Origin of the sequence: Rhodococcus sp. MSC1_016 (assembly GCF_023667485.2) — a bacterium.
Lineage (GTDB): Bacteria > Actinomycetota > Actinomycetes > Mycobacteriales > Mycobacteriaceae > Rhodococcus_F > Rhodococcus_F oxybenzonivorans.
In genome coordinates, this window is sequence record NZ_JAMOZI020000001.1 from 1,883,399 (window position 1) to 1,902,352 (window position 18,954).

Genomic DNA, 18,954 nt, shown 5'->3' on the forward strand with positions numbered 1-18,954 from the left:
CTTCCACGGGTGCGACGTCACATTCGAACAGGCGTCAGCGTCGTCGTTATGGCCACGCTGCATCACACGCGAAGTCCGAGGCCTACCCCGGTTCGTCGGTGGGAACCACCCGAGTTCTCGTGACGACTATTTCTTGGGTGCGGGCGGCTGGTTGAGCAGTTGCATGAACTGTGGTGCATTCGCCACGGCGGAACCGAGACCTCCGATTGCCGTGCCCGCAAGCCCGGCACCGGCGCCGAGCATCAAGGCACCACCGATACAGCCGGCGAGGGGGCCGGCCCCGAAGAGCAGGGCTGCCGGCGCGGAAACAACACCCCCGACGACGGCGCCGAGCACGCAGCCGCCGACCAGACCCGTAGCGGCACCGAGGAAGCCGCCGATCGCGGAGGTCAACATGATTGGTGGCTGCACCGCAAGAGTTGCAGCAGGAAGATCTACGTCGTGAAGCCCACTGTAGTTGGGCACAGGTTTCGCGACGGCGGGATCGGTATCGGCGGTGAGCGCGGCAGTGTTGCCCGAAACCTGCGCGGTGACGGGGTGGACGGCGCCGTCGACTGCGAGTGCCAACGGTACGAACTCCACGACGACACCCTGGCCGTTACGGACCACCAGGCGGTTGCCCTCGGTGGCCAACGTTCCGGATGCGGTCTGAACGATGACACGGTTTCCGTCACGATTGACGGTCCAGTCGACTCCCTGCTGGGCGCTCTGGATGTTCGCGGGAGCCTCGGCGGTCGTGGGGGCGGCCTGCGCAGTGCCGGCAGCGATGCTTACGGCGGCGATCGCCAGGATGGCGGTGGTAGAGACTTTGCGGATTCTCATGGTGAGACTGTTCATTTCTATGAGAGGAGGACACGGCGAGCGGGAGGAGGTAGAACGCTTGGGTTGGATCGAGGACGGTGATGATGTTCTGGCGGAGACGATCTGTCTTCTGAAAAACCGGTCAGAATTTGTGCGGGTTGTTGGTCGGGGCCACTCCTTCGAGATGTTGTCGGGTACCAGGCGGATCTTGTCGGCGTCGATCCGGTGCAGTGCGGCGCCGCCGGACAGTCCGTTCGCGGTGTGCGCCGCCCGCGCGGTGGGCCTGCACGGTCCGCCGCAACAACTGGTGCTGCTGCCAGGCGGGTCACCGACACCTTTGTCCGATCTCGTGGGTGGACGGTCGGAGGTGCCCGGCGAGCTCGTCGGGGGGCTTTCACGCGAGTGTAGTTGTCATAGAAAAGCATTCAGTGATCGATGAAAGGGTCTGAGCTCGGCATGCGGCCCGTCTTGAAGTGCTTACGGCTGAGTTGTTCCGGCTCGGACATCCTCGGCCGCGGGGTTGGTGAGGATGTCATGGTGATCGGATTTCAGACGGCTCCTGCTTGATCAATACTCATCCCTCTGGTTTCACGGGCGCGCAGCATGACGGGTCCGAGGCAGAGAACGAAGATGGCGCTGATGAACCAGAACGGCGCGCTGGTGCCGAGGTTGGTTTGGATGAACGGGATCGACGCGACGACGAGGACTCCACCGAAGCACCTGCTCGCGGCTTCCACGAATCCGGCAGCGGTTCCCCTCGCATGGGTGGGGAACTGCTCGGAGGTGAACAGCTTGGTGAAGGGCACCAGGCCGGTGCAGAAGAACGCGCTGACAAGCCCGCAGACGACAGCGACGGCAATGTTGTGAGACAACGCGAGCAGGCCGAATCCGAAGATGGCGCCGAGGCTGTAGACGAGGAAGGTCTTCTTCCGGCCGAGTCTGTCGGCGCATTGCCCCACCGAGATCGCCCCCACCGCGCCGGCGATCATGATTCCGATCGTGGTGACCAGAGCTCCCTGGGCGGACATCCCCATGTCCGCGTACATGATCGAGGCGTACACCAAGAGAACGTAGGTGCCGGCACTTGCGCCGGCGCAGATCAGCAGGCACAGAAAGAAGCGGCTGAGCAGGGGCCGACGCAGCAGGTCACTACGCCTGTCACCTGGTTCGGTGCCGGCGTCGTACTCAGCCTGCACGATTGCAGCGATCCCGGGATGCACCATGTGGTTGTCGTGCTCGTAACCGGCTTCGCGTTCCATCCGCTCGACGAGTTCCCGAGCGTCGTCTCCACGCCCCTTCAGTAACAGCCACCGCGGGCTTTCGGGCAGATACCGGGAGATGAAGGGCACCGCCAGGATCGGCAGGGCGCCGAGGAGGAACAGGATGCGCCACGTCAGATCGACGGGGAGGTGGCCGACCATGGCAAGAGCAGCGGCCTGAGGAATCAGGTAGCTCAGCGCGAGCATGGCAGACGCCGCCGCGATCATCCTGGCACGGGAACGGGTCCCGAGCAGTTCCGAGAGCATGAGGTACGGAATGGGGAAGACCGCTCCGAGCGCGAGGCCCCCGAGGAGACGCATCGCCATGATCCAGCCGACATCCGCCGACACCGCGCACAGTGCGGAGAACAGCGAGAACAGTGAGACGCCCCAGAGTAGGACCACTTTACGGCCGTAGCGGTCGATGACACGGCCGGCGAGGGCTGCACCCACGATGATGCCCGCCGTGGATGCGATTCCGAGCTGAGCGGTTCCCTGAGCGGACAGACCCCATGGCTCCTTGACGAGCAGCAGGATCGGGCCGATGACCCCCGTCTCGAAGCCCTCCGCAACCCAGATGACGGTCACCAGAATTGTGGTCAGTAGGGCTGTCCTCGTCATCGGTAATCGATCCAGACGAGAGAGCAGGTTGGCAGTCACCAGAACGTCTGGTGCGACGGTATTTTCAGACACGACGAACCTCCTAGGGTTGTTTTCGGGGTCGGCGAAGGCAGCGACCATTTACGAGCGAAGGGTCGCCGAATTCGGGGGATTGATCAGTCGGTTGCGAGGATCATGACCATGTGTGCGGACATGACCATTCCCCCGGCCTGTACGAGACAGGTATGCGCATCCGGGACCTGGCGTGCGGCGCATTCGCCGCGCAGCTGACGGACGGCCTCGATCATCAGCTGCATTCCGAACTGACCGGAATGGTTGAAGGAAAGCCCACCACCGGAGGTGTTCAGCGGAAATGTCCCGCCGGGAGCTATTCGCCCGCCACCGACGAATGTGCCGGCACCACCTGGTTCACAGAACCCGAGTGCTTCTAGCGCAACGAGCACGTTGATGGTGAAGGCGTCGTAGATCTGGGCCATGTCGATGTCCTGGCGGTCGAGCTGCGCCATCGCCAGTGCGTCGTCGGCGATTTCGCGTAGTGCTCCGTTGTCGAGCCAGTCCTCGGTACCGAGTGGGGTCATGTGATGTCGGTAGGTATCACCGAAACCGCGGATCGACACCGGTTTTCGGGCCAGGTCGCGGGCACGGTCGGCGCTGGTCAGGATCATGGCACCGGCGCCGTCGTTGATCTGGCAGATGTCGAGCTTACGCAACGGATCCGCGACCATCGGAGACGCGAGATAGTCCTCCATAGTCAGAGGTTCCTGGCGTGCCGCGTTCGGATTGAGCTGTGCCCAGCGGCGGGCGGCGAGGGCCACCTCTCCGAGATCCTGTGGTGTGCCACCGAAGCGGCTCATGTACAGCTGGGTAAGCATGGCATAGAACCCGACGGGGTTGAGCATTCCGTACGGCGTCGCGAACTGGCCCATCGGTGAGCGTGGATCATGGGAGACGCCGCCCCGCGCGCGACTCTTGTCCAGATACTGGGTGCTGCCGTAGGTGACGAGGGCGACCTCGCACAAGCCGGCCTCGATCGCTGCCATCGCGTGGACCAGATGGGTGATGTTGGACTGGCCACCGACGACCGTGTTGTCGACGTACCGGGGGTGAATGTCCAGGTACTCCGCGACGAGGAGCGCGTTGGCGCGGTCGTCCCAGTGAGCGAAGACTCCGTCGATGTCGGCCAGACCGAGCCCGGCCTCGAGCAGTGCGAGGCGTGCCGCCTGGCACTGCAGCGACAGTGCGGTGGCCCCTGCAGGTGCCTTGCCCAGACCGGCTTCACCGACCCCGACGATGGCGTATCGCCCCGCGAGCGTGCTCTTGTCCGCCATCTGTCAGTCCGCCATCGTGTGTGCGGTGACGAGCTGGGCGCGGACGTCTTTTTTGAGGACCTTGCCGACCGAGCTGCGCGGGAGTGTGGGCCAGAACTCGACCTGCTTGGGTGTTTTCATGCTGCCGAACCGGTTCCGGCACATCTCGACGATGCTCTCGGCGGTGACCTCGGCGTCCGACTTCAGCTCGATGACGGCGGTGAGCCGCTCACCCCAGTCCTCGTCGGGCACGCCGACGACCGCGCAGTCCTGCACGGCGGGATGCGACCAGATCAGCTGTTCGATCTCGCTGGGGTAGATGTTGAAACCCCCGGAGATCACCACGTCCTTCGTGCGATCGACGACGTACAGGTAGCCGCTCTCGTCGAAGACCCCGATGTCTCCGGTGTGGTGCCAGCCGAACCGCCGGGCTTCGGCGTCGGCCTCGGGGTTGTCCAGGTACCCGGGACAGACCAGCTCACCGCGGACGACGATCTCCCCGCGCTCACCGGCGGGGACGACGTTGCCGGCCTCGTCCATCAGTACCACCTCACACGCCCCGGTAGGCCTGCCGGCCGACGCGAGATGTTTCACTGCCGCGGAATCGTCGCCCAGGTAGTGGTCCTGCCGAGACAGGCAGGTGATCACGCCCGGTGCCTCGGATTGGCCGTAGAACTGGACGAACACCTGACCCCACAGTGCCAGTCCTTCGCGAAGTTTGTCGACGGACATGGGGGCGGCGCCGTAGATGACGTATTCGAGGGAGGAGCAGTCGCGGGTCTGGGCGTTCGGGTGCGCCAGGATCCGGTAGATCATGGTCGGCGGCAGGAAGATGTGGGTGACGTGCTCTCGTTCGATCAGTTCGAGGATGGTCGCGGGATCGGTCGACGGCGCGATCACGTTGCGGGTGCCGAAGGCGGAGAGCCCCATTGCCGTCGCGCCGGCGGCGTGGGTCAGCGGTGCCACCACCAGGTGCACCGGATCCTTCGCGGGTGCGGTGAACTGGTTGGCGATCCGGTAGGCGGAGAGCAGGCAGCGGTGGCTCTGCATGATCGCCTTGGGCCGGCCGGTGGTGCCGCCGGAGGACTTGATCAGCGCGATGTCGTCGAGGTCTCGACGGGTCTCGCACGTTTGTCCACTGTGAATCCGCCGCCAGGCCTCGGTGCTGAGTCCGGGTGCGGTGTGCTCGTCGAACGCGATACAGGCTGTGAGCGTGGGTACTTCGGCCCGAATCCGGTCGATGTGGGGGAGGTACTGTTCGTGGTAGATCAACGCCGAGACCTTGGTGAATCGCATGAACCAAATCAGGTCTGCGATCTGGTCGCGGGCGTTGAGCGGCACATAGGTGGCGCCCGCGCGCAGGACGCCGAGCATCGCGACGAAGCTGTCGGGGTGGTTGGGGGAGAGTATGCCGATCCTTCTGGTCCCCAATCCTTCCCGGGTCAGCCCGTGTGCGATCGCGTGCGACGTGGTCACGACGTCCTGGTAGCTCAGCCGCACTGTCTCCGATTGCAGGAACGTTCGCTCCGGGAATCGTGCGGCACCTGAGTCGAAGTAGTCGGTGATCATCGGCCGTCCCGATCTGTCAGAGTGAATTGGGGAAGAACCGTGGTAGTGCTGATCCGTTCGAAACGCAGTTCGACGCGAGCCCCGATGCGGATGCGGTCGATCGGGCAGTCCACGATGTTGGTCAGCAGGCGCACGCCCTCGTCGAGCTCGATGACGGCCACTGCATAGGGAACCTTGTCCGCCATCGAGGGATGGGCCGGTACGCGGCAGATCGTGAAGGTGTAGATGCTCCCCGCACCTGCCGAGTCCACCCATTCGAGGTCCTCGGAGAGGCAGGCCGTGCAGAAGGCGCGGGGGTAGAACTGGTGCCGCCCGCACCGCTCACAGCGCTGTATCGTGAGGCGTTCCTCGCGGGCGGCGTGCCAGTACGCCGCGGTCTCGGTGGTCGGGCGCGGTTCCGGACGTAGCGCGGTCTCGCGTGCGGAGCGCGGCTCCGGGCGCAGCGTGGTGTCAGCCATTGGCCCGCAGTTCGATTCCGGGTGCGACCAGGCGCACGTTGTGCTTGGTCCGCATCCGCCGCAGTCCTGCTATCAGTTCGACGACCGACTGCTCGACGCTGAAGGTGTCCTCGACCGGGACAAGTGCGTCGATCTTCTCATCGCCGTACATGTATCGCAGGATCATCTCGTCGGGCGAGAGGTGCCCGTGCCGCCTGCGTAGTTCCGGCAGGATCGGGTCGAGGTGCGGCGGTGTCTCTGAGATGTCGCGCGACCCGTTGTTCATCACGAGGTCCTTGACGTTGTCGTCGACGGGCAGCGGCAGCGCACCGAAGTATCCGCACACGTACTTCTTCACCTCGTCCGGCACCACGGAGTAGCGCTCGGGGTTCAGGACGTTCATGACCGCTTGGGCGGCGACGATGGCCGGGAACGGTGTGGCCATGACCGGGGAACCCAATTCCTCACGGACCCGCCCGATCTCCTCGATCACCGCCGGCAGTCTGTCGGCGATTCCGGCGGCTTTCAGCTGCGCCTCGAGATTCGACATGGCGCCGCCGGCGTACTGCGTCTGGTAGTTGGTGGGGTCGTACTCTGCGGGGACTCCGACGGGGTAGTCCAGTTGTGCGGCGAGCTTGCCCAGGTAGTCGCCGACCTCGTCGAGTGACCGGTCGTCGACCTCGACATCGAACCCGAGGGCGCGCAGATCCCGGGCCATCATCTGAGCCGAAGGCAGCGAGTTGCCGTTGGCCAGCGGATCGATGGCGGTCAGGATTTGATCTGCGCCGTACACGGCCGCCTCGAGCGCGACCTGCGGGCCCATCCCGGTCAAGCAGTGCGTGTTCAGCTCCAGCCGGGTGTCGCCGATCGCGGCCCGCAGGGCCGGTACCAGGGTCCGGGTGCGTTCGACGGTCAGGCTGCCGCCGGCGTCGGCGAGGCAGATCGTGTCCACGCCGAACCGGTCGATGACCTCCCTGGCCTGACGGACGTAGAAGTCGTCGTCGTATCCCGGTGCGAGGTTGTATACGAGGGCGATCGTGACCTTCGCACCGAGCCGCTTCGCGACGCGGATCCCGGGTGCGACGTTGTCCCACGAGTGCAGGGAGTCGAGGACCGCGAAGTCACGGATGCCGTTGACGAACATCCGCTCGACGAACAGCTCGTTGATGTCGTCCGGTTGCGGGTAGAAGCCGTGCAGCAAATTGCTGCGGATGGCTGCGCGGAGGGGAGTTGTCGTGATCCGGTCACCGAGCAGCCGCACCCGTTCGAACGGGTCTTGCTGCAAGAAAAGGACTCCCGCGTCGAAGCCGACCATCGCGATGGCCTCGACGGAGCCGAAGCCCGCGTCGGCGATCTTGTTCGCAATGGGCAACATGTGTTCGGTGCGCATCCGGGTCGCCCACAGGCATTGATGCGCATCCCGGAGTGTTCCGTCGGTCAGGGTGATTGTCCGGCGCTGACCTGTTCGGGCGTGGTCGGCCTCGACAAGGGTTCGAAGGTTGGCAAGCACAGGGTTCACCCTTCTTGTTGCAGGTGGATGTGGATACCGGGCGCACGCACCGTCAGCGTGGCATAGCGGCCGGCGCGCTCGAGAAGGCCGCGAGTGAGGCTTTCGTACGGTGTCAGCGGTTCGTACGGCGTCACCTCGTCGTCGCGGCGCGGGACACCGGCCACCGGGACTCCGGCGACCCAGGCGAGCAGGACGTCCTCATCGGTTCCGATACCCGAGCCGAGCATTGGCGAGACGATTTCCGATGACAGTATCGATCCGACCCTGGCCTGGAGGTCTTTGCGAAGGTCACCGGTAACCGTGCCGTACACGCCCTGCAGCAATCGGCGCAGCACCGGCCGCAGGCTCTCGTACCGTTGCTCGCCGTCGAAATGGCACATCGCCTGCTCGGCGATCGCCCGGGCGAAGGGAGCCACCATCGGCGGCGAGCCCATCTCGCGGCGCACGACCGCACATTCGGCGGCGAACTGGTGCAGGTCGGCCCAACGCCCGCGCTCGCGCAGGGCACGGTGCACGTCGGCCGCCACCGCGCCCGGCAGCTGATGGACGTACGCAGCCAGATCGAACGGCCACGGGGTTGCCGCGGGAAAACCTTCCTGATCGGCGATCTCGGCGAGGATCGCGTCGGCGGACAACAGAGCATCGAGGACGGGCAGATCCTGGTAGTGCTCGTCGTGTCGCAGGACGCGGATCAAGGACGGCAGCGACGGAAGGGAGGGCCCGTTGGCCACCGAGGGCAGTGCGGTGTCGATGCCGCGGACGCCGAGCCGGCCGGCCTCGAGGGCGACGACGGTCCCGAGCGCGGTGTGGCATCGGGTGTGCAGGTCGAGCGGAGTGTCACCGAGGGCCTCGGCCAGTGCGGGAAGAAGGGTGTGCGCCCGGTCCGGTGTCAGGACTCCGCTCTCGTCTCGCAGCATCACCCGGGCGGCACCGGCAGCGACGAGCGATGCCGCACGCTCTGCATAGGTGTCGTCCGGTACACCGTCATCGGCCGTGTAGGGCAGGGCGGCGATGCCCGTCAGGCCCGCGGTGGTGGCCGACTCCAGAGCGGCCTTGAGGCGGACCAGGTCCAGCAGCGGATCGAGCAGGACCACCTGCTGCAGGCCCGCCGCTGCCAGTGCCGTCAGCCAGCCGTCGAGCGCCGTGGGGCCGAGGACGTCGGCGCCTGGGCATCCGTGCTCGGTCAGCAGGTTGACGGTGGCGCGCAATGGCACGGAACCGTAGCGCCGAGAGGCGAGTTCCACTCGCTGCAGAGGATGTTCGTTGCGGGCGAGGCATTCGTCCAGGACCGCGGGACTGAGCACCTCGACTGCGGCGAGTCCACTGGACGACAACGCATTCGCCGGGGCGAGAAGCATCCGATTGTCCATAGCTCCCGCCCAGACGGCGCTCTGGCCGTCGGTCAGGCTGGTGTCGGTGAAGCTGATCTGATGGTTGCTCATGCCGATGCTCCCGCCTCGGTGAGGGACTGGCGAAGGAAGGTGTCCTCGACCCATCTAGTGGTCACCGATCCGTCGCGGAAGTGTGGGTGGGCGAGCACCGCATGGTGGAAGGCTGAGGTGGTCGTGAGGCCGGAGACCGTCAACTCGGACAATGCGGCGCTCATCTTCTCGATCGCTTCGGCTCGGGTGGGGGCGTGCACGATAATCTTCGCGAGAAGTGAGTCGTAATACGGCGAGACCGTGTATCCCGGGTAGCAATGGGTGTCGACCCGAACGCCGGGCCCGCTCGGCGGTGCCCATTGCGCGACCGTCCCGGGACTGGGGAAGAAGCCCCGGTCGGGGTCTTCGGCGTTGATGCGGCACTCGATGGCGTGGCCGTTCAGGACGATGTCGTCCTGCGTGAAGGACAGCGGCAGCCCGGAGGCGATACGGATCTGCTCGGCCACCAGGTCACGCCCGCTGATCATCTCGGTGACGGGGTGTTCGACCTGGATACGGGTGTTCATCTCCAGGAAGTAATAGCTGTTGTCGCGGTCGTCGACCACGAACTCGACGGTGCCCGCACCGACGTAGTCCACGTTCTGTGCGAGGCGGACCGCGCTCTCGCCCATGGCTGCCCGCTCGTTCTCTCCCAGTACTGGTGAAGGGGCCTCTTCGATCAGCTTTTGATGCCGCCGCTGCGTCGAACACTCTCGCTCACCGAGGTGGACGACGTTGCCGAACTGATCCCCGATGATCTGGATCTCGATATGCCGTGCGCGTTCGATGAACTTCTCGACGTACAGCGTCGGGTCGCCGAAGGCCGACTGCGCTTCCGATGATGCGGATGCGAACGCGTCGGGAAGTTCGTCGGCCGACGCTACGACCCGCATGCCGCGGCCCCCGCCGCCCGCGGTGGCCTTGATCAGCACCGGGAATCCGATCTGGGTGGCGATTGTCAGAGCCTCGTCCGGATCGGACACCGCCCCGGAACCGGGAACACAAGGGACCCCCGCCTCCGCGGCCAGTCCCACGGCTGTGATCTTGTCGCCCATGCTGTCGATCGACTCGGGTGTCGGGCCGATGAAGATCAGGCCGGCGTCACCGCAGGCGCGGGCGAATGACGCTCGCTCCGAGAGGAATCCGTAGCCGGGATGGACCGCGTCGCAACGGGTCCGCTTCGCTGCCCGGATCAGCAGGTCCGCGCGGAGGTAGCTGTGGGTCGGCTGCGGCGGGCCGAGGACGACGATCTCGTCGGCCACCCGCGCGGCCAGGCTGTCGACGTCCGCCTCGGATACCCCGACCACCGTCTCGATGCCGAGTGAACGGCAGGCCCGGATAATGCGGACCGCGATCTCGCCCCGGTTGGCGACGAATACCCTCCGGATGTCGTGCCGAACGACGGGGATGTCGCCGGTCATGCTGCGGCCTCCGCCTCGGTGGGATCGACGATCATCAGGATCTGGTTGTGCTCAACGGCCTGACCGTGCTCGACGAGGATCGAGTGCACTCGGCCCGCCGACTGGGACGAGACCGTGTTGAACATCTTCATCACCTCGATCAGGCACAGGGTCGCCGACGCCTCGATCTGCTGCCCCTCGTTCACGAACGGCGGTTGAGTCGGTGCCGGCGTGCGGAAGAACGTGCCCGGCATGGGTGCCCGGATCGCGATCATGTGCTCCGGAACGTCGGAAGGTGCCGGGCTGCTCACGGTGACCGGGGTGGCCGTCCGAGCGACCGACGCGGGCGCCGGCGTAGTCACGGCCGGTGCCGTGACCGGGGTCGCGGAGATTTCAGGGGCGGGGGCGGTTGCCAGGGGCTCGACCGGCAGTGCACTCATCGGTGCGGCCCCTGGTTTGCGTGCCTGCAGGATGACCTCACCGATCCGGAGATCGAGTGAATCGAGATGCTCTGCGGTGTCCAGTAGTTCGAGGATGCGTCGGACGTCTGCGTGCTGGAGGTTCATGTTCCGTTCCTGGTAGGTGGCGTTCGCGATGAGGTGTCGGTCAGGCCCGCATGGTGCGTGCGGTGGTGCCGAGCTGGTCGGGCAGGATGCGGTAGGCCTGACGTACCCATTCGCACAGCATCGGACGGGTGTCGCGGGGATCGATGACGTCCTGGATTCCGAACCTTTCCGCGGTTCGGAACGGGTTCTCCACGGGTTGGAATCGGGCATAGAGTTCCCTGCGGAGCGCGTCCGGGTCGTCACATTCGGCGAGTTGGCGGCGGTAGGCGGCCTCGACGCCGCCCTCGATGGGGATCGATCCCCAGTGCGCCGTCGGCCAGGCCAGACGCCGGTTGATACTGCCCCCACCCATCGGCCCGTAGGCGGCGCCGGCCAGTCCGTAGGCTCGGCGCACGAACAGCGAGAGCCAGGGGACGGACGCCTGTTCGAGGGCCATGGCCGTCCTGATCCCCTTGCGGAGGGTGCCCTTCTGCTCGGCATCGGTGCCGACGAAGGTGCCGGGCTGGTCGATGAGGTTCACCACCGGCAGGTGGAATGTGTCGGCCATGTCGACGAACCGGGTGATCTTCTCGGCGGAGTCGACGGTCAACGATCCGCCGAGCCACATGGGATCGTTCGCGAGGACCGCCACGGCGTGACCATCGAGACGGGCGAGCATCGTGATCTGAGACTGTCCGAAGTACCGCCCGATCTCGAACAGGCTGCCGCCGTCGAAGACCGAAGCCAGCAGCGTGCGCATGTCGTACGAGTACTGCTTGATTTCCGGGATGGTCGTGGACAGGGCCTCGTCACGACGATCCACCGGATCGGCGCAGGCCCTCACCGGGGGGAGCTCGTGAACGCTCGACGGAAGGTACGACAGGAATCGGACGACGTGCTCGAGGGCCTCGAATTCGTCGGCCGCCTCGTTGTCGACGACACCCGATGCACGCGCATGCACACCCGCGCCGCCGAGCTCGGCGTTGGTGACGTCCTCGCCCACCGCCTTCTTCACGACTGCGGGTCCACCCGCGAACAGGTATGAACCCTCGGCAGTCATGATCGACAGATGACTCGCGCATACCCGCACAGCGCCGAGGCCTGCGGCTGCGCCGAGCGCGACGCCGACGACGGGAACCGTGGCCAGCAACTCCACCATCGGCCAGTGCGGGTACCCGGGGATCTTGGTGGCGGACATCTGCTCGAGGAGGTTGACGCTACCGCCGGCGGTCTCGACCAGCCGGATCACCGGCCACCGGTACGTCAATGCCAAACGCTCTACGTACTGCCATTTCTCGGGGTTGGTCGCCTCCGATGATCCCCCTCGGACGGTGAAGTCCTCGGCCACGACAATGACGTCCCGACCGTCGATCTTCGCCTGCCCACACACGACATTCGACGGCTCGACCGAGATCAGCTGCCCGCGTTCGTCGTAGCGGGCCGATCCGGTCATCATGCCGATCTCGCGCCACGATCCGTCGTCGACCAGCCGTTCGATGCGTTCGCGCGCTGTCAGTCGGCCGCGCGCGTGTTGGCGCTCGATCTTGTCCGGGCCGCCCATCGCCAGAGCGAACTCACGGCGCTTGGCTATTTCCGCTTCGAACCACGGCCGGCCGGTACTATCCGCGGCACTGGTGCCCACGGTCAGAGCCGGGGCGGCCGCTCGGGATTCGATCTGGGTCACAGCAAGTTTCCTGTCTGTCTGGACACCGGTCAGTGAAGCGCCGCGGCCGGTAGTACGTCTGCGAGGTGGGCGCGGACGTGGTGGGTGGAGCGGGCCACGAGGACACCGGCGTCGGCAAGAGCGGTCAATTTGTCCTGCACGGTCGGTCCGTCGGCGCCGCGGGGTGCGTGCCCGAACGGCAGCGCCGTCGGGAGGGAATCGCCGGCGCGCCCGGCCACCATCGCGATGACCGGAATATCGATTCGTCCGTCCGCCACCGCGGCCGCCAGGTCGATCTCCTGGGTACTCGACGGTTCGCCGAACACCACCACAGCGCGGGTGTTCGGGTCACATGCGGCGAGTTCGACACCGTCGGTGAGGGTGGTTCCAACCGCGGGGGTGCCGCCGATGGACATCTGCAAGCTGGTGCCGCATCCCCAGTTGCGCATCAGCATCGCCAGTTCGGAGGCCATACCGCCGCTGCGAGAGACGATGCCCACCGAACCGGGCGCGAATCGCTGCCACGGTTCGTTGCCGCCGGGGCAGCCGATCCTGCCCACGCCGGGGACGACGACACCCTGGGAGTTCGGGCCGATCACGCGGCAATGCTGCTCTCGCGCGATTTCGAGCGCCCGGAGCCAGCGATGCTGCGGGATGTTCTCCGAGCTGACCACGATCAATTCGATGCCCGCCTGGGCGGCTTCGACGACCGCATCCGCGGCAGCATGCGGCGGCGCGTAACTCATCGCCACCGACGCACCGGTCGCCGCAACTGCCTCGGCGACGGTGTCGAAGACCGGCACGCCGTGCACCGCCGAACCACCCTTACCGGGGGTGACACCGGCGGCCACGTCGACACCGGAATCAAGCATCCACCGCGTTTCCAGCTGCCCCTGCCTGCCGGTGATGCCTTGCACGAGAAGACCCGAACGGGCCTCGAGAAGCTCACGAATCATCGGACGAGTCCTTCCAGTTCCTGCGACGACTGCTCCATGGCGGTCTGCAGTAGGTCACATGCGTCTTCGAGTGAGGCGGCGCGATCGAGGACGAGGGCGCCGGGCAGGCGCTGACGGAGGAGCGCGTGCGCCTCGGCCTCGTGTGGGCCGGCCAGCCGGACGACGGTCGGCACCCGTGTCGAGTCGAATCCGGCCCGATCCGCGGCCACAGCAAGCTCGAGGGCGACGTCGCGGGCATCGGCGAGACTGAGCACGGCGCCGCCGAAGAGCACCCCGCGAAGTCCGGGGACCGAGAGTGCCGAACTGAACAGTGTCTGCAGCTTCGCGCTACCGGCACCCGGCGAGGCGTCGAGGTAGCAGGCGGGACGGATACCAAGGTCGGTCAGGTAGTCCAGGGCGAGAAGCCCCGCACCGCCGCCGGTGATCATGCAGGCGACATCGCCGTCCAGTTCGAAGAACTTGATGCCCGCCCTGTTCGGTTCGGCGGCATCGGCCTCGCGGACTGCCAGCTCGCGTGGGGTGGGTGCGCGGTCCACGACAGCGTCGGGATCGACGAGGACCGACGGGCGAACTGCCTGTGCGGTGGGGTGACCGTGAGGGTCGAATTCGACCGCCACACCGACGGCGACCAGTCGCTGACCGTCCCAGCGGAACGGGTTGACCTCGATGAGGACGGCCTCCGCGTCGCAGAAGGCGGTCCACAGGACCAGCAGTGCACTGGTCAGCGCGGAGCGGAGCTCGAGATCGGTCACGGCGGCCCGGTCCAACAGGTCAGTGACCGTCTCGTCGTTGATGCCCTGCATGAGTCCGACCGTCACGGCTGCCGCCTCGAGCGCGTCGAACCCGACACCGCCCGTGGCGCTGACCCGCACAACGGCCCCGCGTGCGTTCTCGTCCAAGGTGATGGACAGGTAGCACTCGTCGCCTTCTATGTACTCGTCGACCACTGCGGGCGCACCACTCCACAGGGTCGCGGTGACGGCGGACGCCAGCTCGTCCTGGGACCTGCAGATGTGCACGAGGCCGGCGAGGCCTTTGCCGCTACCGGCGACGTCGGGCTTCACCACCCATGGCGGTCCGAACGCAGGCTCATCCGTCACGACATCTCGCTCATCCGTCACGACGACCAACTCGGGGGTCGCAAGGCCGACCTCACGCAGCCATGGCATTGCGGCGCTCTCAGTGGCGCGGGACATCGCGTCTCCTTTATTTGGGGCCCGTAGGTGGGCTCTCGATTCCCTCCCAGTGTGATCCGGCTAACTGATGGAAGGAAGTGTGCACTGGCAACCACCGTGATTGCCATCATCGATCACCAAGGCTTAGTGTTCCTCCATGCGATCGGAACAGATGCGCTACCTGGAGGCGGCGATCCGCCTCGGTTCGCTGCGCAAGGCTGCTCAGGAGGTGGGCGTCGGGCAGCCGACTCTCAGTCAGCAGATCCGGCGACTCGAGGAGGACCTCAACGTCGTCCTGCTGATCCGGCGCGCCAACGGGGTTCTCCCCAGCGCCGAGGCCCGGATTCTGCTTCCGCACATCCGGCAGGTGTTGCAGGCCAATCGTGCGCTTCGCGAGGAGGCGGGGCTGATCAACGGACTGCGCAGCGGCAGCGTGCGCCTGGGCGCAGTCACCACAGCCAGTCAGATTCTCCTGCCGAAAGTAGTTCCCCTCTACCGGAATTCGTTCCCCAACGTGCGCTTCTCGGTGTGGGAATCGGGTTCGAAGGCCGTACGCGAGAGCGTCACCAGTGGCGAACTCGATCTGGGACTGGTCGTGAACACCGGTGATTCGGCCGCCGACACCAACCTCACGGCGACCGATCTCATCAGCGATGACGTCGTACTGTGCGTCTCCCGGCGACATCCCCTGGCCGACAAGCCTGTGGTGACAATGCAGGACCTGGCCGGCCAATCCTGGGTGGTCTCCACGCACGGCTATGCCCTGCGGGAGTTGGTGGATTCCACCTTCGCGCCGCCGGCACAGGACATCGTCTACGAGACGACTAACCCGCACACCAGCCTGCTCATGGTAGGGGCCCGGGTGGGTATCGCCATGCTGCCCCGGTATGCGCTGCGCGACCACTGCGCCGACGACGTCGTCACTCCGACAACGGACTGGGCTCCGCCGCGACTGACCGTGTGCATGATCAGGAGGGCGGACACACAACCGTCGCCCGCGGTGCGCAAACTCATTCAGGTTTTACGCGAGGTCAGCGCGGAATGGTCCCACGACCACCCGGCAGGCCCGTCCGCCCACGAGCAGAGACCGTGATCGGGCTCGCTCGACCAGCACCCAGAGGCGTCTGCACTCGCGATTTTCGCTCGTCACACCGTGTTCTGCTCGATAGCCCACGCCGCGATTTGGGCTCGCGACGTGAATCTGAGCTTGGCGAGGATATGTTCGACGTGCCCCTGGGCCGTTCGTGGGGAGATGACCAGCTTTTCCGCGATCTCCCTGTTGGTCATGCCGTGTGCCACCAGGCCGGCGACTTGCTGCTCGCGTGCCGTCAAGTCCCCGTTCGAGCCTGACTTCGCCGACTCGTCACTGCCCGCTTTTTCTCCCAGCGCGTAGGCGACAGCGTCGGACAACGCCAGACCATGACCGCGCCGGACTGCTGCCGTCAAGCTCCGGTCACCGAGCTCGCAACGGAGCTGTTTCCGGTGGTCGGCGTGCACGTTGCGCAGGTCGCGTGCGGGATGACCCGCAGACTGTCGCAGCCTTTCGGCCGCACCGAGCAGTACCGCCGCGTGCTGGGTGCGTCTTTGAGCGGAGGCGATCCATGCGGACCGCTCGAGACAGCCGGCCGCAGCGATGGGGCTGCCGACCCGCCGGCTCAGTCGGAGCCCGCGGTTCAACATCTGTTCTGCGCGGCGAGGTTGATCGTGCCAGACCTCGGACGCGAGTGCCGTGAGCACGTGCGCGCGATACACGGATTCACCGAATGCCTCGGTGACCGCCAGAGCCTCCTCATAGCAGGCAATCGCCCGTGCGGTGTCTCCGCGGAGCCGGGAGGCATGTCCCAGACCGAGTAATGCCCGGAGCCTGATGTCGAGGTTGCCAGTCGGCGTGGCGTCCAGCGCTCTCTCGAAGCACGCGGCGGCCAGAAGTGCGTTCCCGTTCAGGAGTGCCAGTTCGCCCTCGGCGTGGGTGACCACCTGATCCACAGCGGGATCCGAGAAGCCGACGGCGTCTCGGCATGCCCGCTCCACCAGCGCGGCCGAACTCGTTGTGTCACCCTCCATTCCGGCCAGGATCGCTTCAGCGCACAGCGCAGTGATAATCGCAGTGGAGGAGCGTTCGAGCTGACAGGATCGTGCTCGGCTCAGCCAACGCCTTCCTTCGCGGAGCAGACCCCGGGACGTCCAGAACCGACTCATCGAATTGGCCATCTGGAGCCCGAGTGGCGACTCGCTCGGATCGGACAGGCAGTAAGTCATCGCCTCGCGCAGGTTCGGTCGCTCGCGATCGAGCCGGTGTATCCACTCCGCCTGCCGGGAGCTTATCCAGTCGGTATCTGCAGTCAGTGCCAACCGCGCGCACCAGTCTCGATGCCGCCGTTTCAGCATCATGTACTCGCCGCTCTCGCGTAACCTGTCGAGGCCGTACTCGCGCAGTGTCTCGATGAATCGGTACCGCATCAGTCCGTCCGATTCCTCCGCGAGAAGAATCGACTTGTTCACCAGTCCGGTCACCACATCCAGCAACTCGTCAGCAGCGAGGTCGGCATCACACATCACCTCCGCGGCGTCCAATTCGAAGCCGCCGGCGAATACCGAAAGCGATCTCCACGCCATGCGTTCGCGAGGAGTGCACAGCTCGTAGCTCCAGTCGATGCACGCTTGCAAGCTCCGCTGTCGGGGGGGCTCCTCCCGACTACCGATGTTTAGAAACCGATACCGACTGCTCAGGTTCTGCAACACCTGCTCCGCCGACATCACTCGCAACCGAGCAGCCGCGAACTCGATTGCGAGCGGGAGGCCATCGAGACGTTCACAGATCTTCGTCACGACAGCCTTATTGCTCGCGGTCAAAGTGAATCCGGGCACGACAGCGCACGCGCGTTCGGTGAAGAGCTTCACCGCGTCATGGTCAGGCACACCCTTCTGCGAGCGCGAAACCTGTCCATTCGAAACAGGAAAGGGCAGCAGGGCAAATGTCGCCTCTCCGCCGATCCCCAGCAACTCCCGGCTCGTCACCAGAATTCGTAGATCGGGACATCGGCGTAGCAGTCGTGCCGTGGCAACTGCGACTTCCCCAACCCGGTGCTCACAGCCGTCCAGTACGAGAAGTACCTGCCGGGTACAAAGAAAATCGACGATATCTTCGAAGGAGGCGTCGGAGAGATCGACGTCCAGTCCCAGGGCGCCGGCCACCGCAGCCGCTAGCCGTTGACCCGAATAGCAACCACCGAGCTCGATGAACCACACTCCGTCAGTGAATGCTCGCCGAGCATCCGCGGCGATACGCGCCGCGAGCCTGGTTTTTCCGACGCCACCCACGCCGGTGACGGTGACCAGCCGGAAGGAACCGAGTAGCCGCCTCGCTTCCCCCACCTCACCTCGCCGACCGACGAAACTGGTCATTTCGAGGGGGACGTTCCTTACTCGTTCCGCTACGACAGCCGCCATTCGACTCAAATTTCCTCTCCCCACAACGGGGCACGCCGGTGAGCGGGCGGCGCACACAAAAAGATTTCACGCTGACTCGAGATCGCGCCCTCGGTGGACCCGCAGTGCTCTGACAAACACTCCGCCCGATGCGCCACCCGGCGTGCCTGACGACCCTGTTTGCCCAATCAGTGTGGAGCAGGCCTCCCGATTCAAGGAAGATGTCAATGACCACATCAGCGATCGCTATTGCCGATCACATCCGGTGGGCGGGAGCGACGCGGCCGCGGTCTCTTGCGCCGCGCTCCTGGTCCGCATGCGCAGCGCCAGGTGTAGGGATTCGTGGCGGTGACGGTATCGAGTAGCAGGCCACTCTTCTGCGCGGAGCCTGCCTGCGCTTCATGGCATGTCTCGCGAACGCTTCGATCGCTGGCCGATCCAAGAATCCGAATCATCGAAGTTCAGCTCGAGACCAACGCGGCAGAAGGAACCGCAATCATCAGCGTCCTTCGAACCACCCTTTCCGAGCTTCTAGCAGACCGGGTGAAATGGCAGAATCATTGGCCCGACACCCCTCGACCTGATGGTGGGCCGTAAGGCGCACGACCGCTCGCCGCCCTGAACACGAAATCGTCAAAGCCGCCACATTGAATTTGCAGCCGCAGGGGCAATTCGGGATTGCGTTGGAGATTATCCACTGCCATGGCGAGCCGCGCTCGTCCTGTAGGAGGTTGGGTGCGATCTGAGTGTGAGCTCGAAGTGGGTCGTGTTGGTCTGCCCACATCGACAATGTCTTTAGACAATTGAAATGTCAGTTCGGGTGAGCTTCCTCCGTACCGGGACGGACCTGCCGTTACTGTG

General features: G+C 65.6%; 14 protein-coding genes. 1 reads left to right on the forward strand and 13 read right to left on the reverse strand.

Annotated features, from left to right (window positions below; all coding sequences use genetic code 11):
* Positions 1-126 precede the first annotated feature (126 nt).
* From L1080_RS08850 to L1080_RS08905, 12 genes are all read right to left on the reverse strand, one after another.
* Positions 127-822, reverse strand: coding sequence for a hypothetical protein (locus tag L1080_RS08850; RefSeq protein WP_250763611.1), 696 nt, complete (start codon positions 820-822; stop codon positions 127-129).
* Positions 823-1,349: 527 nt separating this feature from the next.
* Entirely contained in the window at positions 1,350-2,681 is a 1,332-nt protein-coding gene (locus tag L1080_RS08855; protein ID WP_250763609.1) for an MFS transporter, read from the reverse strand.
* 155 nt (positions 2,682-2,836) lie between these two features.
* Complete coding sequence (locus L1080_RS08860) at positions 2,837-4,009, reverse strand: thiolase C-terminal domain-containing protein (RefSeq protein ID WP_250763607.1); 1,173 nt, start codon at positions 4,007-4,009, stop codon at positions 2,837-2,839.
* 3 nt (positions 4,010-4,012) lie between these two features.
* Positions 4,013-5,557 carry a class I adenylate-forming enzyme family protein gene (locus tag L1080_RS08865; RefSeq protein WP_250763604.1) on the reverse strand — a complete coding sequence of 515 codons (1,545 nt, stop codon included), beginning with the start codon at positions 5,555-5,557 and terminating at the stop codon, positions 4,013-4,015.
* On the reverse strand, positions 5,554-6,015 hold the full coding sequence (locus L1080_RS08870; protein ID WP_250763601.1) for a Zn-ribbon domain-containing OB-fold protein: 462 nt from the start codon (positions 6,013-6,015) through the stop codon (positions 5,554-5,556). The genes L1080_RS08865 and L1080_RS08870 overlap by 4 nt, the downstream gene beginning before the upstream one ends.
* Positions 6,008-7,504 (reverse strand): pyruvate carboxylase, encoded by a 1,497-nt coding sequence (locus L1080_RS08875; RefSeq protein WP_250763598.1) that lies wholly within the window; start codon positions 7,502-7,504, stop codon positions 6,008-6,010. The genes L1080_RS08870 and L1080_RS08875 overlap by 8 nt, the downstream gene beginning before the upstream one ends.
* 5 nt (positions 7,505-7,509) lie before the next feature.
* The gene (locus L1080_RS08880) at positions 7,510-8,946 is read right to left on the reverse strand and encodes an acetyl-CoA carboxylase biotin carboxylase subunit family protein (protein WP_250763595.1); all 1,437 of its coding nucleotides are present in this window, start codon (positions 8,944-8,946) and stop codon (positions 7,510-7,512) included.
* Positions 8,943-10,346: an acetyl-CoA carboxylase biotin carboxylase subunit gene (gene accC / locus L1080_RS08885; protein ID WP_250763592.1), complete on the reverse strand. Its 1,404-nt coding sequence runs from the start codon at positions 10,344-10,346 to the stop codon at positions 8,943-8,945. Before accC ends, L1080_RS08880 begins: the two co-directional genes overlap by 4 nt.
* Complete coding sequence (locus L1080_RS08890; protein ID WP_250763589.1) at positions 10,343-10,891, reverse strand: acetyl-CoA carboxylase biotin carboxyl carrier protein; 549 nt, start codon at positions 10,889-10,891, stop codon at positions 10,343-10,345. Before L1080_RS08890 ends, accC begins: the two co-directional genes overlap by 4 nt.
* Before the next feature lie 40 nt (positions 10,892-10,931).
* Positions 10,932-12,554, reverse strand: coding sequence for an acyl-CoA carboxylase subunit beta (locus L1080_RS08895; protein WP_250763586.1), 1,623 nt, complete (start codon positions 12,552-12,554; stop codon positions 10,932-10,934).
* Between the two features lie 29 nt (positions 12,555-12,583).
* Positions 12,584-13,489, reverse strand: coding sequence for a succinate--CoA ligase subunit alpha (locus L1080_RS08900; RefSeq protein ID WP_250763583.1), 906 nt, complete (start codon positions 13,487-13,489; stop codon positions 12,584-12,586).
* Entirely contained in the window at positions 13,486-14,685 is a 1,200-nt protein-coding gene (locus tag L1080_RS08905) for an ATP-grasp domain-containing protein (RefSeq protein WP_250763580.1), read from the reverse strand. The genes L1080_RS08900 and L1080_RS08905 overlap by 4 nt, the downstream gene beginning before the upstream one ends.
* 136 nt (positions 14,686-14,821) lie before the next feature.
* Here L1080_RS08905 and L1080_RS08910 point away from each other — a divergent pair, with 136 nt between their 5' ends.
* Positions 14,822-15,757, forward strand: coding sequence for a LysR family transcriptional regulator (locus tag L1080_RS08910; protein WP_250763577.1), 936 nt, complete (start codon positions 14,822-14,824; stop codon positions 15,755-15,757).
* A gap of 53 nt (positions 15,758-15,810) precedes the next feature.
* Here the strand turns inward: L1080_RS08910 and L1080_RS08915 are convergent, their stop codons facing one another.
* Positions 15,811-18,069, reverse strand: coding sequence for an ATP-binding protein (locus L1080_RS08915; protein ID WP_250763574.1), 2,259 nt, complete (start codon positions 18,067-18,069; stop codon positions 15,811-15,813).
* Positions 18,070-18,954 lie beyond the last annotated feature (885 nt).

What these genes read in the sequence shown, in the direction of transcription:
- L1080_RS08870 (WP_250763601.1), bottom strand. Translation starts at nt 6,015, where the DNA reads ATGGCTGACACCACGCTGCGCCCGGAGCCGCGCTCCGCACGCGAGACC.
- L1080_RS08865 (WP_250763604.1), bottom strand. Translation starts at nt 5,557, where the DNA reads ATGATCACCGACTACTTCGACTCAGGTGCCGCACGATTCCCGGAGCGA.
- L1080_RS08855 (WP_250763609.1), bottom strand. Translation starts at nt 2,681, where the DNA reads ATGACGAGGACAGCCCTACTGACCACAATTCTGGTGACCGTCATCTGG.
- accC (WP_250763592.1), bottom strand. Translation starts at nt 10,346, where the DNA reads ATGACCGGCGACATCCCCGTCGTTCGGCACGACATCCGGAGGGTATTC.
- L1080_RS08890 (WP_250763589.1), bottom strand. Translation starts at nt 10,891, where the DNA reads ATGAACCTCCAGCACGCAGACGTCCGACGCATCCTCGAACTACTGGAC.
- L1080_RS08860 (WP_250763607.1), bottom strand. Translation starts at nt 4,009, where the DNA reads ATGGCGGACAAGAGCACGCTCGCGGGGCGATACGCCATCGTCGGGGTC.
- L1080_RS08900 (WP_250763583.1), bottom strand. Translation starts at nt 13,489, where the DNA reads ATGATTCGTGAGCTTCTCGAGGCCCGTTCGGGTCTTCTCGTGCAAGGC.
- L1080_RS08880 (WP_250763595.1), bottom strand. Translation starts at nt 8,946, where the DNA reads ATGAGCAACCATCAGATCAGCTTCACCGACACCAGCCTGACCGACGGC.
- L1080_RS08910 (WP_250763577.1), top strand. Translation starts at nt 14,822, where the DNA reads ATGCGATCGGAACAGATGCGCTACCTGGAGGCGGCGATCCGCCTCGGT.
- L1080_RS08915 (WP_250763574.1), bottom strand. Translation starts at nt 18,069, where the DNA reads ATGACCAGTTTCGTCGGTCGGCGAGGTGAGGTGGGGGAAGCGAGGCGG.
- L1080_RS08850 (WP_250763611.1), bottom strand. Translation starts at nt 822, where the DNA reads ATGAGAATCCGCAAAGTCTCTACCACCGCCATCCTGGCGATCGCCGCC.
- L1080_RS08905 (WP_250763580.1), bottom strand. Translation starts at nt 14,685, where the DNA reads ATGTCCCGCGCCACTGAGAGCGCCGCAATGCCATGGCTGCGTGAGGTC.